Source organism: Tritonibacter scottomollicae (assembly GCF_003003215.1).
Lineage (GTDB): Bacteria > Pseudomonadota > Alphaproteobacteria > Rhodobacterales > Rhodobacteraceae > Epibacterium > Epibacterium scottomollicae.
The window spans coordinates 1-12,974 of the sequence record NZ_PVUF01000006.1 but is presented as its reverse complement, the minus strand read 5'-3'; the positions used below and the strand labels follow the sequence as shown (position 1 = coordinate 12,974).

Sequence of the window (12,974 nt, the reverse complement as noted above, 5' to 3'; positions counted from 1 at the left end):
TCTCTCTCATGAACAAGGCAATCACCGACGGTTTGCAACTGATGCCGCCCGCATTTTCAGGCGGGCTTGACGTCTGGTCCAGCGGCAACGGCACCCCCGGCTCCGACACCTATGACGGGGCCGCGAATGCCGCATTGGTGGCGGGGGACGCGGATTTCGGCGGCTGTCTGGAGCTGCAAAAGACCGACAGCACCCAAAAGCTGCGCTACATGGGCGAAACCCCGATCCTGCCGGGCTGCTACCTGCGGGTGACCGCGCGGGTGAAGGCGATGAGCGGCGCCCTGCCCACCGTGCGCATCGCGGGCTGGGCAGGGGCGGCCAACAACGGCCATGTCTCCGGCGTGATCGAGAGCGGGCCGGGCGTGACCCTCAGTGCCTATGGCGAGGTGGTGGAGGTGCAGGCCATCGTCGGCACCGGCAGCCGCTCTGGTGTCGACATGCCTTGGGGGCTGAGTGCCGTCTATGGCCACCTCGGCCTCAATCTGACCGGCGCCAATGGCGGGGTGATCCGGGTCGACGACATCGTGATCGAGGACATCACCAGCGTTTTTCTGCGCGATATGCTGAGCTTGGTGGATGTGACCGATTTTGGCGCCGTGGGCGATGGCAGCACCAACTGCCACGCGGCTTTCGAGGCCGCCGATGACGCCGCCGATGGTCGCCGCATCCTGGTGCCAGAGGGCGAGTTCCGCATCAACAGTACTCTTTCGCTGCATCACGAGGTGATCTTTGAGGGCACGTTGTCGATGCCCGGTAGCGCGATGCTCTTGCTGACCAAGAGCTACGATTACCCGACCTATGCGGCGGCATTTGAAGATGAACAGCTGGCCTTTGAAAAGGCGTTTCAGGCGCTGCTGAACAGTGTGGACCACGAAAGCCTCGACCTTGGCGGACGCAGCATCACGGTGAGCGCGCCGATTGATATGCAGGCGGCAGTCCCCAATCGCACCAGCTATGCCACGCGCCGCTATATCCGAAACGGCCAGTTCACGGCGCAAGCGGGCGCCAATTGGGATCATGACGTGGTCACCGCGCAAGCGACCTACGACAGCGCTGACAAAAGAAAGCTGACCAACGTCGCCAATATTTCTGCCATCCCAATCGGCGCATTGGTCGAGGGCGCAGGCGTCGGGCGCGAGGTCTATGTGAAATCCAAGAACACCGGCGCGGGCGAGCTGACCCTGAGTCAACCGCTCTATGATGCGGAAGGCACGCAGAATTTCACCTTCACCGCCTTCAAGTACATGCTCGATTTCTCCGGGTTCTCTTCATTGAAGAAATTCGGCATCTCAGGCGTGGAGTTCCAGTGCAATGGAGAGGCCAGCGCCCTGCGCCTGGCCCCCGCGGGTACGGTATTCGCGGCGCACAACTGTTTTTTCACCAAGCCAAAGGCGCGGGGCATCACCTCGATCGGCAGCGGATGTCAGGGGATGCTGGTGGACAATTGCCAATTCCTGTCCGACGAGGATGCGGCGGATGTGGCGGATCGCGAAACCATCGCGCTCAACGTCAACTCCAACGACGTGAAACTGCGCCACAACCGCGCCACGCGCTTTCGGCATTGGGCCGTGATGGCCGGGTCGAACCACACGGTGACCGGCAACCACTTCTTTCAGGGCGACAGCGTGGCAGGTGGCATCCGCACGGCGGGAATTGTTGTGACCGACACCTATGCCTCTCACACGATTTCGGAAAACTACATCGACAACTGCTTTATCGAGTGGACCAACGAATATGACGCGGATCCGGATTTCACTGGCGGGTTCTCCTTTGCGGCGATGTCGATTACTGACAATGTTTTCCTCAGCGGTGATGTGGCGAGCTGGTTCAGTTACATCGTGGTCAAACCCTTCGGCAGCGGTCACTTCCTCAACGGGGTGTCCGTCACCGGAAACAAGTTCCGCTCCATCAATGGCAATATCGACCGGGCCGAACGCGTGGACACCAGCTTTGCCAATCTGAACTTTACCCGCTCCAAGGACGTGTTCTTTGACGGCAACAGTTTTCACAACGTCTCGACGCAATCGCGCAATCCGCTGCGGGTGGAGTTTGATCAGAACACCGTGGCCAGCACCTGGACGGTGCCCACCGGCGGCACGCTGCCATTTCAGGCCTACAGCCGCGCCGTGGATGCGGTGATCGTCGAAGGCGCATTGCGCAACAGCAGCGGGTCCGTGGCTTATCCGGGCCATTATGTACGCACGCAGGAAGGCAGCAATAACAACGAGATCGACATCATCTGGGAGCAAGCGGTGCGCGGCACGGTGCGGGTGCTGATCCGGATTGATCGCTAGGCAGAGAGCCCGAGGTCCGCAGGCCGCAGGGTGTAGGCCTTGCCAAATCCGCCGTTCAGAAACGCCTCTGAGATCTGGAACCGGACAAAGTGGAAATCGCCAAAGCCGATGTAGAGCTTTGCCTTGGGGTGGCTGCGCAGATACTGCGCGGCCATCTCGTCATGCGCAGTGCAGGCGTTGGGCAGTATTTCAGCAATCCCGTTGAGGCTGAGACGCGGATGTGTCAGCGGATCGCCCTTGGTGCCCGGCTCCCCCACCAAGAGCGAGATCTGCGGGCGCACGGCCATGGCTTGGGTGTGCGCGGCGAGGGTCGAGACCAGCGAAATCGGCGCACCACCGGCGTCTAGGCCAAAGGCGACGCGGCTTTGCATCGGATGCCCCGCATCAGTCAACGTCGCGAGGGCGGCGAACCGGGCGTCCTGCATCAGCTGACGTGCCAAGGCGCGGGCCTCGTCATCTGTGGGGCGAATGGGTGAGGGGCTTTTTGTGGGAGTGTTGGTGTCAGATGGCATGGGTAGGCTCCGGAATGTTCGGGACAGGCCGGGCGGGCACGGAGTTGCGGCTGGCAGGGCTCAGAACCTGTGCCATAATTCCACCTTGAGGCCAAGCCGCGCCTCCCCGAATGAGCGCCATTCCAACCCGGTCAGCAACTCTCGGTCGGGGGACAAGCGCCAGCGGAGGCCGGGCAGGATTTTCCACGCGAGATCGCCGTAGTCAGGCTGGTATAGCTCGACCTGCACAATGGGGGCGGGGCCTTGTGAGCGGTGGAGGCCGAGCGTTCCGTCAAGTTTCCAGGCGTCACCGGCATCATGCCATTCTCGGCCCAGATCGACTGCAAGCCAACCGTCGCGCCCGCGCCAGGACAGCGCGCGCCCGGCCGAAAGCGTCAGCCGCTGCATAGGCGTCCAGTCTGCGTCGCGCTGCCCAAGGCCGGCCCCGAGTTCGACCGCCAATTGCCAACCCGCCTTGCGCTGTCGCAGGGGCAGGCGGGCAAAGGCCAGTGCATGGGCGCTCTGAAATCCGGAGTCGTCGCTTTGATTGATGTCGAGGCCAAACGTCAGATTTTGGCTCAGCCCGTAGCTGGCGTAAGCTCCGAGTTCGGTGCCGGTCTCTCGGGCGCGGATCGATGTGGACAGGAACCCGGATCCCGTTTGTTCCAGCCACGCACCAGCCTGTGCCCAGCTGGTGGTCATGACGACATGTAAAAACAGGAAAATCGTGATGGGTCGGCGCACAGGCGGGAGCCCTTGAATTTACCTCGCTCCACCTATGGTAGAGCGAAATCCTGTCGACTTTCAAGCCAGTTGGCATAGTCTGAAAGGCAGGATGAGAAGGAGGACCTCATGCCGACAATTGCAAAAACCAACCATGTGCAAACGGTGATCACCACGTTTGAGGTGACGCCCGGCACCTGTCAGGATCTGGTCGATGCGCTGGAGGAAGCCTATTCGGAGTTCATCTCGCATCAGCCCGGTTTTATCGCGGCAGCGCTGCATGTGAATGATGCCCAAACTCGGGTGGCCAACTATTCCCAGTGGCGCCAACGAGAGGATTTCATGGAGATGTTGCGCAGCGAAGAGATGCGCAAGCGAAACCGGGTGCTGAACACGCTGTGTCGCAGTTTCGAGCCGGTGATGTATGACGTGATGGCGAGCTACGACTAAAGCCTGGAACAGCCACGACCACCCCGCCTGCCACGCCCGCCGGGCACTGAAACCTGGCGTGCCGAAAGCTCTGCGTTAGGGGCGGGTTCACTGACTGATACGTCGGGCGGTGGCGCAATCGTTTTGGTTGTCACGCGGGGCGTGGTAAATGGATGTCTTTGAAGCGGTCGACGTCAGCGTGCGCTTTTATTCCGGGTACTGTATCCGACATTGTGCTGCGGCGTCTCTGGCGCGTTTGCTGGCTGCGGGCAGGGCGTCCTTGAGCCCGCGCAGTTTTTTACGTTCTTCGCCGATATTGATGGAAACCGGGGTTTCCACGGTCCGATAGTATGTCTCGGGGCAGGGGTAGTAGCCCACGACCTTGCCGTCGCTCACCCGCCTGCAGGTGTGAAAAATGGTTTCTGGAATGGTCTGTCGGTGAATGGCGTAGCCACGAGAGATATTTGCTTCGGTTTCGCTGATCTCATTCACTATCCGAGTTTGCTCCGACGCGCCTTGTCGGATGCAGCGTTCCTGGGGCGTGGCGCAGGCGGCCAGCAGGGCGAGAGCAGAAAGGGCAAGAGGGGCGCGGAGCATGGGGCATCCTATGATTGCGAAGATTTGAAATCCATAAGTCAATAACACTCGATTTCGTCATGTTATTCGATATCGGTCAAGACGTGGAGGTCAAGCGGTGCGGCTGCCGTCGAGATACGCGCCTTTGAGGGCCGAGGCCGCATGAGGCAATCAGCTGGTGTGTGATGTTGCTGTCGTTGCACTGATCGTCAGTGTCAGTCCGCATCGGTCGTCAAGGTCTCTCGATTGTTCAACAAGCGCCCAAAGACACACAGCGAAAGCGCCCCGCACGAAGACGCTTTGATCTTCAGGCACAAAGACAGGGAGCAATCGTGAAGTTGGAGGGAAGTCTTGGCCGATGTTTGAGTTCACCATTCGCCGAAGTGAGCGTGAAGCACCATAACCCATTGATTTAATGGCGGGGAGACAGGGATTCGAACCCTGGGAACGCTCTCACGTTCAACGGTTTTCAAGACCGCCGCATTCGACCACTCTGCCACCTCCCCGGTCACGCAGATCGAACTGTTCTGCGGTTTATGACGCGAGCGGCGCAGTGGCAAGGAGAAATCCGCGCAAGATTGCTGCGGATCACGAACACGCAATCTGTCGCCCATTGTTGCCGATGGGCCAAACGTCAGGGTTTCCATACCAAATCACAGTGTTTATGCTTCGCTCAAAGACGCATGAGACCGGAAAACCGGCAATCGACTGCTCCGCGCGCTTTGACATGGGGCTGCGGCGGATGTGTCGAGGCGAAGACAGGCAGCGAAGACAGACAGTGACGGACCATGAGCAGCATGAGCAGGCAGGATACGCGCATGAGCGATAAGATTTCGGACCGGGCAGGTCGCCGCAGGGCCAGGGCGACAGGTGTGGCCCTTGCTCTGACAAGTGCGCTGGCGCTGGCGGCGTGTGAAGAGGGGGCAAACCTGTCCTTCCTGCAGCCCAAGGGCGCGGGTGAGCAGGGTCTGCCGAGTAACTCCACCAAGCTGGTAGAGCGCGACGTCGAGGCGCCGGATGTTTTTCAGGTGACAGAAGCCGGTCTTTGGGATGGCCGCCCCTCTATCGGGGGGGTCTGGGTCGCACATCCGGATGTGACGGAGCCGGAACGAGTCATCATCCGCAACAATGCCAACGGCAAGTTTGTGATCGGGGCCTTGTTCCGCCGCGAGCGGGCGATCCCCGGCCCGCGTCTGCAGGTGTCTTCGGATGCGGCGGCGGCGTTGTCGATGCTGGCCGGCGCTCCGGTTGAGTTGAATGTAACTGCCCTGCGGCGTGAGGCCGTGGACGACACGCCGCCGGACGCGGAGGTGCCGCAGATCGAAGGGCTGGAGGAAGGGGACGCACCGGTTGCAGCCAGCGCAGAGGTTGAAACGCAGGCGCTTGATCCGATTACCAGCGGTGCATCGGCTGCGATCGAGGCCACCGCGCCAGCTGCAACACCTGCGCCCACTCCAGCGCCGACACAGCCGGTTGCCTCGCAACGTTCTGCTTTGACGAAACCCTACATCCAGATTGGCATATTCAGCGTTGAGGCCAACGCCAAACGCACGGCGGACCAGATGCGCAACGCCGGCATCATTCCCACCGTCTACGAGCAGGCCGCGAACGGCAAATCGTTCTGGCGCGTCGTCGTCGGTCCGGCCCAGTCCAAAGGCGAACGCTCGCAGCTGCTGAAGGCCGTGAAAGGTGCCGGCTTTGCAGACGCTTACGCGGTGACCAACTGATCCGGCCCGCGCCGGATCTGCGACAATTGACAAGCGCCCTCAAGGGAGGATCTCCCCCGTGACCATCCGCTTTACACCCGCCACCTGCATTGGCGCCCTGGCCGGGCTATGGGTTGCCGCCTCCGCGTCGACTGCGCTGGCCTTCGACACCAAGGCACGCGCCGCCTATGTGGTGGATCAGGGCACCAACACGGTGCTGCTGGAAAAGAACGCAAACGTGCCGATGCCGCCTGCATCGATGTCCAAGCTCATGACGCTCTACGTCGCCTTCGAGGCGGTGCGGGACGGGCGTTTGACCATGGATGAACGCCTGCCGGTCAGCGAACACGCCATGAGCTACAAGGGCTCGACCATGTTCCTGGATACCACCGACCGGGTGCGGGTCGAGGACCTGCTGCGGGGCATTATCGTGCTGTCAGGCAATGACGCCTGCGCGGTGATCGCAGAGGCCCTCAGCCCCGATGGCACCGAAGCCGGTTTTGCCCGCTACATGACCCGTCGGGCGCGAGAGTTGGGCATGACCGAAAGCACGTTTATGAACTCCAACGGCTGGCCTGATCCCGGGCACCGGATGTCGGTGCGCGACCTGGCCGTTCTGGCGGAACATCTGATCGAGGATTTCCCGGAGTTCTACCCGATGTTCGCCGAACAGGAGTTTGCATTCGATGGCCGCGCGCCGTCGAACGTGCGTAACCGAAACCCGCTGTTGCAGCTCGATATTGGTGCGGATGGGCTGAAGACCGGCCACACTCAAGAGGCTGGCTATGGTCTGGTGGGATCTGCCAAGCAGGGGGATCGCCGGGTGATCTTCGTGATCTCCGGTATGAACACGACACCCGAACGCGCCGAAGAGAGCGAGGCGATCGTCAATTGGTCGTTCCGTCAGTTCACCAAGAGAACCATCGCCCGCGAAGGCCTGGCCGTCGAACAGGCCGAGGTCTGGATGGGCGAGAGCCCCACGGTCGGGCTGGTGCCTGCACAGGATTTGGAAATCCTTTTGCCGGCGCTTTCCGGTGATGCGATCAATGCCGAAGTTGTCTATACCGGCCCCGTCACCGCGCCGATCCAGGCCGGTCAGCAGCTTGCCGAGTTGGTTGTGCAGCCCGAAGACCTGCCCGAGATGCGCCTGCCACTGGTAGCGCAGAGCGATGTGGGCACCGGGGGCTTTCCGGTCAAGGTGATGACCGCCGCGCGCGTGCTGGTGACACGGTTTCTGAACGGCCCCGAGGACGCATTGTGAATCAAGACCAAGGCCGCGGCCTGTTTCTGACCTTCGAGGGCATCGACGGGTCGGGCAAATCCACTCAATGCCGCCTGCTGGCGGACCACCTGCGCAGCATGGGGCGCGAGGTGGTGCTGACGCGGGAACCCGGCGGATCGCCTGGGGCAGAGGAGATCCGCCGTCTGGTGCTGGAAGGCGACCCCGACCGCTGGTCAGCAGAGACTGAGATCCTGCTGTTCACCGCCGCCCGTCGCGACCATCTGGAGCGCACCATTCGCCCGGCCTTGGCGGCTGGGAAGGTGGTGATCTGCGATCGTTTTGCCGATTCTACCCGCATGTATCAGGGCCTGTCGCGCGGCGATCTGCGCGCCACCGTCGACAGCCTGCATGCGCTGATGATCGGCCGCGAGCCGGATGTGACCCTGCTGATCGATATGGACCCGGCGACCGGCCTTGCCCGCGCCAAGGGGCGGCAGGGCCGTGAGGAGCGGTTCGAGGATTTCGGCCTCGACCTGCAGGAGAAGATGCGCGCGGGGTTCCTGTCGCTGGCGGAGGAATTTGCCGACCGGTTCCGCGTCATCGACGGCGCCCGGCAGATGGAGGCCGTGGCTGCAGATGTCGCGCGCACCGTTGCGGCGGCCCTGGACGCGCGGGCATGAGTGATCCCGAAGAGCTTCCCCGCGCCGATCAGGCCGAGGGCGCGCCGCATCCGCGCGAAACCGCGCAGCTGTTTGGTCATGCGCAGGCGGAAGCGGATTTTCTGCACGCGTTTTCCACCGAACGGCTGCATCACGCCTGGCTCATCATGGGGCCACGTGGCGTCGGCAAGGCGACGCTGGCCTGGCGCATCGCGCGTTTCCTGTTGGCAACCCCTCCGATGGAGGATGATGGGCTGTTCGGCGCTCCGCCGCCTCCCACCAGCCTTGAGATCGACCCGGACCACCCTGTCAGTCACCGCATTCAGGCGCTGGCCGAGCCGGGGCTTGCCACAATCACCCGCAGCTACAACGACAAGGGCCGTCTGCGCGACCAGATCGTGGTGGATGACATCCGGGTGCTGAATCGGTTCTTTGGCCTGTCCTCTGCCGAGGGCGGACGCCGGGTGGTGATTGTGGACTGCGCCGACGAGATGAACGTCAACGCCGCCAACGCCCTGTTGAAGATGCTAGAAGAGCCGCCCGCGCGCACGACATTGCTGCTGATTTCGCATCAGCCGTCGCGCCTGTTGCCGACAATCCGCTCGCGTTGTCGGACCCTGCGTCTTGGTCCCCTGCAGCCCGACGATATGCAGGCCGCGCTCGCACAGGCCGGGGCTGAGCTGCCCGATGATCCGACCCATCTTGCAGCCCTTGCCGCAGGCTCTGTCGGGGCGGCCATGCGGCTGCTGTCGCTCGAGGGCATGAAGCTCTATGCAGAATTGCTGGCGATTACCGACAGCCTGCCGCGACTGGATCGCCAGCGTGCCATGGCACTGGCCGAAAAGGCCGCCACCCGCGGCGGCGCGGAGCGGTTCGAGCTGATGTTGACCCTGATCGACCTGTTGCTCGTGCGCCTCGCGCGCACAGGGGCCACCGGCCAGCCGCCGATGCCCGAAGCCGCCCCGAACGAGGGCGGGGTGCTGTCGCGCCTGTCGCCGGATCCGCACCGGGCGCGGGCCTGGGCCGATCTTGCTGCCACCGTGACCGAGCGCAGCCGTCACGGGCAGGCGGTGAACCTTGACCCTGCGGCGCTGGTCCTAGATACGGTGTTCAAGATGCAGGACACCGCGTCGCGTTGAACGGGCCTTCGGTCCCGGTGCGACAGGCGGAATGACCGCGACTTTCGACCGCGACAGAGGCCACACCATGACGACCCCGCAGATCACAGACAGCCATTGCCACCTTGATTTCCCCGACTTCGACGGGGAGCTGCCCGAGGTCCTGGCCCGCGCGGCAGAGGCCGGTGTGACCCGCATGGTCACCATCTGCACCAAGCTGAAGAACGAACCCGCCGTGCGCGCCCTCGCTGAGGCGCATGCGCCGGTGTTCTACGCCGCCGGTACCCACCCGATGAGCGCCGCTGAAGAGCCGCTGGCCACGGTGGAGGAGCTGGTCGCCCTGGCGCAGCACCCGAAATTTGTCGGCATTGGTGAAACCGGGCTGGACTATCACTACACCGGCGACAGCGCCGAGGTGCAGAAGGACAGCCTGAGAATCCACATCGAGGCGGCACAGGACACCGGCCTGCCGCTGATCATCCACGCCCGTGCCGCCGATGACGACATGGCCCGCATCCTTCGCGAGACGCACGCGCAGAAGGCCTATTCCTGCGTGATGCACTGCTTCTCTTCCTCGGCCGAGCTGGGCCGTGCGGCGCTGGACCTGGGGTTCTATCTGTCGATGTCCGGCATCGCCACCTTCCCCAAGAGCCAAGAGCTACGCGACATCTTTGCCGCCGCTCCCCTTGATCGCATTCTGGTGGAAACCGACAGTCCGTACCTCGCGCCGCCGCCCTATCGCGGCAAGCGCAATGAACCCGCCTATACCGCCCATACCGCCAAGGTCGGTGCCGAGGTCTTTGGCCTGGACTATGCCGAGTTCGCCGCCCGCACGCAGGAGAATTTCGACCGGCTGTTCTGGAAGGCCGCCGCATATGAGGCCGCCGCCTGATGCCTCAATTACGCTGCACGATCCTGGGCTGCGGCTCTTCTGGTGGTGTGCCGCGCCTCGGTGGACACTGGGGCGACTGCGACCCGCACAACCCCAAGAACACCCGTCGCCGCTGCTCCATGCTGGTGGAACAGGACGGGCCGAAGGGCACCACCACGGTGCTGATCGACACGAGCCCCGACATGCGCAGTCAGCTTTTGGATGCAGGCGTCGGGCGGCTGGATGCGGTGGTCTATACCCATGCCCATGCGGACCATGTGCATGGGCTGGACGACCTGCGGATGATCGTCTTCAACATGCGCGAGCGCATCCCGGTTTTTGCCGATGCCCCCACCCGGGCCGATCTGCTGGATCGTTTCGGCTATGCCTTCATCCAGCCCGAAGGGTCGAGCTATCCGCCGATCCTGGAGATGCGCGACATCGACGGCGCGTTTGAAATCTCCGGCGCGGGTGGCACCATCCCGTTTGTGCCTTTCCGGGTGAACCACGGTGGCATGGATGCGCTTGGGTTCCGGATGGGCGATCTGGCCTATCTGCCGGATGTGGCAAAGATCCCCGAACCGGTGGTGCCGGTGCTTGAGGGGCTGGAGTGCTGGGTGCTCGACGCCTTGCGCCACGCGCCGCATCCGACGCATTTCTCCTACGGCGAGGCGCTGGCCTGGATCGACCGCATGCAGCCTGCGCGCGCGGTGCTGACCAACATGCATATCGACATGGATTACGCCACCGTCGACGCCGAGACGCCGGATCATATCACCCCCGCCTTTGACGGCATGGTGATCCACAGCGATTACTGAACCACAGAATTTCAAAAGACCGGACTGACACGCATATGATTTTCAACCTTATCAATGTCGTCCTGCCGGTCTTTGTGGTCGTCGGGATCGGGTATGGCCTGACGCTGCGCGGTATGTTTCAGCAGGGTCAGATCGACGGGCTGATGAAATTCGCCCAGGGCGTCGCCATCCCGTTCCTGCTGTTTCGAGCTATGGCAGGGATCGATCTGCAATCCGGCTTTGATCCGCGTCTTCTGATCAGTTTTTACACTGGGGCAGGGGCCTGCTTCTTTGCCGGTTTTCTGGGCGCGCGGTTCTTGTTCAAACGAGAGTGGGAGGATTGCGTCGCGATCGGCTTCTGCTGCCTGTTCTCAAACTCCGTGCTGCTCGGTCTGCCGATCACGGAACGCGCTTTCGGGCCGGATGCGCTGGTGGGCAACTTTGCCATCATCGCCTTCCACTCGCCCTTTTGTTACGCGGTGGGCATCACCGCGATGGAGATCATCCGCAATCGGGGGCAGGGCGGGCTGCGTACCGTCACATCAGTGCTGAATTCGATCTTCCGCAACAATCTGATCCTTGCGATCCTGGCAGGGTTCGCGGTGAACTTGACCGGTCTGACGATCCCGGAACCGGTGGATGAGGCGCTGGCGCTTGTGGCAAAGGCCGGCCTGCCCACGGCGCTCTTCGCGCTCGGGGGGATCATGGTTCAGTACCGCCCGGAAGGTGATTTGCGCACCATCGCCATGGTGTGCGGGATTTCACTGCTGCTGCATCCGGCGATTGTCTTTGGCCTCGGCTCGGCACTGGATGTGCGGCAGGATCTGTTCCGGTCCGGCGTCCTAAACGCGGCGATGGCGCCGGGCATTAACGCCTATATCTTTGCCAACATGTATGGCCGTGCCAAGCGAGTCGCCGCGTCGTCGGTGCTGATTGCGACCGCGTCCTGCGTGGTGACGGTGCTGCTGTGGCTGACATTGCTGAGTTAGCACTACGACCCACTGCCTGAAAAACGGACATATGCGAAGGCAATGCGCCCTGGCTCTGCGGCTGATTGAAACAGCCGTGTGAACTTGTGCCCGGCCCCCTTGCACCTCGGTGCAGATCCGGTAAGACACGAGCCGCACATTCAAATCAGTTTCAAGGATCTCCCATGTTTGCTGGACAAAAACTCCCCCAGGTGACCTTCCGCACCCGTGTTCGCGATGAGAGCATCGAAGGGTCGAACCCCTTCCGCTGGCAGGACATGACCACCGCCGATTATTTTGCGGGCAAGCGCGTGATCCTGTTCTCGCTGCCGGGCGCTTTTACTCCGACCTGCTCCACCTATCAGCTGCCGGGCTTTGAGGACGGGTTCGCGGACTTCCAGGCCGAGGGCATCGACGAAATCTACTGCATGTCCGTCAACGACAGCTTCGTGATGAACAAATGGGCCGAGGCTCAGGGCATCAAAAACGTCAAGGTGATCCCCGATGGCTCCGGCGAATTCACCCGCAAGGTCGGTATGCTGGTGGCCAAGGATAACCTCGGCTTTGGCATGCGCTCCTGGCGCTATGCGGCCATCGTCAATGATGGTGTGGTCGAAGCCTATTTCGAAGAGCCGGGCCGTGACGACAACCACGCAGAAGACCCTTACGGCGAGTCCTCCCCCGAGAACCTGCTGAAGGCGCTGAAGAACAAGGTCACCGAAGCGGCGTAAGGCCCGCAGTCGCGTTGACACTCTGAACGCAAAGGCCCCGCAAGATCGCTTGCGGGGCCTTTTTAGTATGCACGCGTGAGAGGGGCAGTGTCTGGACAAGGCGCGTTTACATCGACGATGACATAGCCCGCACGAGCGATGGATGCGCTGAGCCACGCACGAATGCCGGTCGCTGACTGCAAACCGCCGTGTGAAACCATCGCCAAATGGCCCCTTCTGAATGGGTATCCAGAGCGACTAAGGCTCTTTCAAAGGCGCGTTTTGAGCTTGGTTTGAAGGTTTCTGAGACTGCACGAATGTCCTGTGTGGATGGCTCCTGCATTGCAAGAGATTTTTGTAATCGCGATGGTCTGTCAGTACAGTCGTGTGTCCGGCCTGTTTGTGTGGCT

13 protein-coding genes and 1 tRNA gene are annotated in these 12,974 nt (G+C 62.2%); 10 read left to right on the top strand and 4 right to left on the bottom strand.

The window, feature by feature from the left end:
* The first annotated feature begins 8 nt into the window (after positions 1–8).
* Complete coding sequence (locus tag CLV89_RS11180; protein WP_106163755.1) at positions 9–2,294, top strand: glycosyl hydrolase family 28-related protein; 2,286 nt, start codon at positions 9–11, stop codon at positions 2,292–2,294.
* On the opposite strand, the gene CLV89_RS11175 is transcribed toward CLV89_RS11180, so the two are convergent.
* The gene (locus tag CLV89_RS11175; RefSeq protein ID WP_106163754.1) at positions 2,291–2,806 is read right to left on the bottom strand and encodes a HugZ family pyridoxamine 5'-phosphate oxidase; all 516 of its coding nucleotides are present in this window, start codon (positions 2,804–2,806) and stop codon (positions 2,291–2,293) included. The two genes, CLV89_RS11180 and CLV89_RS11175, sit on opposite strands and share 4 nt — an antisense overlap.
* Positions 2,807–2,866: 60 nt before the next feature.
* A complete protein-coding gene (locus tag CLV89_RS11170) occupies positions 2,867–3,487 on the bottom strand; it encodes a hypothetical protein (RefSeq protein ID WP_106163924.1) in 621 nt (206 codons plus the stop codon).
* Positions 3,488–3,637: 150 nt separating this feature from the next.
* On the opposite strand from CLV89_RS11170, the gene CLV89_RS11165 reads away from it, so the two are divergent.
* Positions 3,638–3,958: an antibiotic biosynthesis monooxygenase family protein gene (locus CLV89_RS11165; protein ID WP_106163753.1), complete on the top strand. Its 321-nt coding sequence runs from the start codon at positions 3,638–3,640 to the stop codon at positions 3,956–3,958.
* A 186-nt stretch (positions 3,959–4,144) separates the two neighbouring features.
* On the opposite strand, the gene CLV89_RS11160 is transcribed toward CLV89_RS11165, so the two are convergent.
* Both CLV89_RS11160 and CLV89_RS11155 read right to left on the bottom strand, forming a co-directional pair.
* Entirely contained in the window at positions 4,145–4,534 is a 390-nt protein-coding gene (locus CLV89_RS11160) for a hypothetical protein (protein ID WP_106163752.1), read from the bottom strand.
* A gap of 395 nt (positions 4,535–4,929) precedes the next feature.
* Positions 4,930–5,019 (bottom strand) — tRNA-Ser (locus CLV89_RS11155).
* Positions 5,020–5,331: 312 nt separating this feature from the next.
* Between CLV89_RS11155 and CLV89_RS11150 the strand changes: the two genes are divergently transcribed.
* The 8 genes from CLV89_RS11150 to CLV89_RS11115 all read left to right on the top strand — a co-directional run bounded on the left by CLV89_RS11150 (position 5,332) and on the right by CLV89_RS11115 (position 12,585).
* Positions 5,332–6,240 carry an SPOR domain-containing protein gene (locus CLV89_RS11150; RefSeq protein WP_106163751.1) on the top strand — a complete coding sequence of 303 codons (909 nt, stop codon included), beginning with the start codon at positions 5,332–5,334 and terminating at the stop codon, positions 6,238–6,240.
* A gap of 58 nt (positions 6,241–6,298) precedes the next feature.
* Complete coding sequence (locus CLV89_RS11145) at positions 6,299–7,480, top strand: D-alanyl-D-alanine carboxypeptidase family protein (protein ID WP_106163750.1); 1,182 nt, start codon at positions 6,299–6,301, stop codon at positions 7,478–7,480.
* On the top strand, positions 7,477–8,121 hold the full coding sequence (gene tmk / locus CLV89_RS11140; RefSeq protein ID WP_106163749.1) for a dTMP kinase: 645 nt from the start codon (positions 7,477–7,479) through the stop codon (positions 8,119–8,121). The genes CLV89_RS11145 and tmk overlap by 4 nt, the downstream gene beginning before the upstream one ends.
* Positions 8,118–9,239, top strand: coding sequence for a DNA polymerase III subunit delta' (locus tag CLV89_RS11135; RefSeq protein ID WP_106163748.1), 1,122 nt, complete (start codon positions 8,118–8,120; stop codon positions 9,237–9,239). The genes tmk and CLV89_RS11135 overlap by 4 nt, the downstream gene beginning before the upstream one ends.
* A 67-nt stretch (positions 9,240–9,306) precedes the next feature.
* A complete protein-coding gene (locus CLV89_RS11130) occupies positions 9,307–10,110 on the top strand; it encodes a TatD family hydrolase (RefSeq protein ID WP_106163923.1) in 804 nt (267 codons plus the stop codon).
* A complete protein-coding gene (locus CLV89_RS11125; protein ID WP_106163747.1) occupies positions 10,110–10,907 on the top strand; it encodes an MBL fold metallo-hydrolase in 798 nt (265 codons plus the stop codon). Before CLV89_RS11130 ends, CLV89_RS11125 begins: the two co-directional genes overlap by 1 nt.
* Positions 10,908–10,942: 35 nt before the next feature.
* A complete protein-coding gene (locus CLV89_RS11120; protein WP_106163746.1) occupies positions 10,943–11,875 on the top strand; it encodes an AEC family transporter in 933 nt (310 codons plus the stop codon).
* A gap of 164 nt (positions 11,876–12,039) precedes the next feature.
* A complete protein-coding gene (locus CLV89_RS11115) occupies positions 12,040–12,585 on the top strand; it encodes a peroxiredoxin (RefSeq protein ID WP_106163745.1) in 546 nt (181 codons plus the stop codon).
* Positions 12,586–12,974 lie beyond the last annotated feature (389 nt).

What these genes read in the sequence shown, in the direction of transcription:
- CLV89_RS11180 (WP_106163755.1), top strand. Translation starts at nt 9, where the DNA reads ATGAACAAGGCAATCACCGACGGTTTGCAACTGATGCCGCCCGCATTT.
- CLV89_RS11175 (WP_106163754.1), bottom strand. Translation starts at nt 2,806, where the DNA reads ATGCCATCTGACACCAACACTCCCACAAAAAGCCCCTCACCCATTCGC.
- CLV89_RS11170 (WP_106163924.1), bottom strand. Translation starts at nt 3,487, where the DNA reads ATGACCACCAGCTGGGCACAGGCTGGTGCGTGGCTGGAACAAACGGGA.
- CLV89_RS11165 (WP_106163753.1), top strand. Translation starts at nt 3,638, where the DNA reads ATGCCGACAATTGCAAAAACCAACCATGTGCAAACGGTGATCACCACG.
- CLV89_RS11160 (WP_106163752.1), bottom strand. Translation starts at nt 4,534, where the DNA reads ATGCTCCGCGCCCCTCTTGCCCTTTCTGCTCTCGCCCTGCTGGCCGCC.
- CLV89_RS11150 (WP_106163751.1), top strand. Translation starts at nt 5,332, where the DNA reads ATGAGCGATAAGATTTCGGACCGGGCAGGTCGCCGCAGGGCCAGGGCG.
- CLV89_RS11135 (WP_106163748.1), top strand. Translation starts at nt 8,118, where the DNA reads ATGAGTGATCCCGAAGAGCTTCCCCGCGCCGATCAGGCCGAGGGCGCG.
- CLV89_RS11130 (WP_106163923.1), top strand. Translation starts at nt 9,307, where the DNA reads ATGACGACCCCGCAGATCACAGACAGCCATTGCCACCTTGATTTCCCC.
- CLV89_RS11125 (WP_106163747.1), top strand. Translation starts at nt 10,110, where the DNA reads ATGCCTCAATTACGCTGCACGATCCTGGGCTGCGGCTCTTCTGGTGGT.
- CLV89_RS11120 (WP_106163746.1), top strand. Translation starts at nt 10,943, where the DNA reads ATGATTTTCAACCTTATCAATGTCGTCCTGCCGGTCTTTGTGGTCGTC.
- CLV89_RS11115 (WP_106163745.1), top strand. Translation starts at nt 12,040, where the DNA reads ATGTTTGCTGGACAAAAACTCCCCCAGGTGACCTTCCGCACCCGTGTT.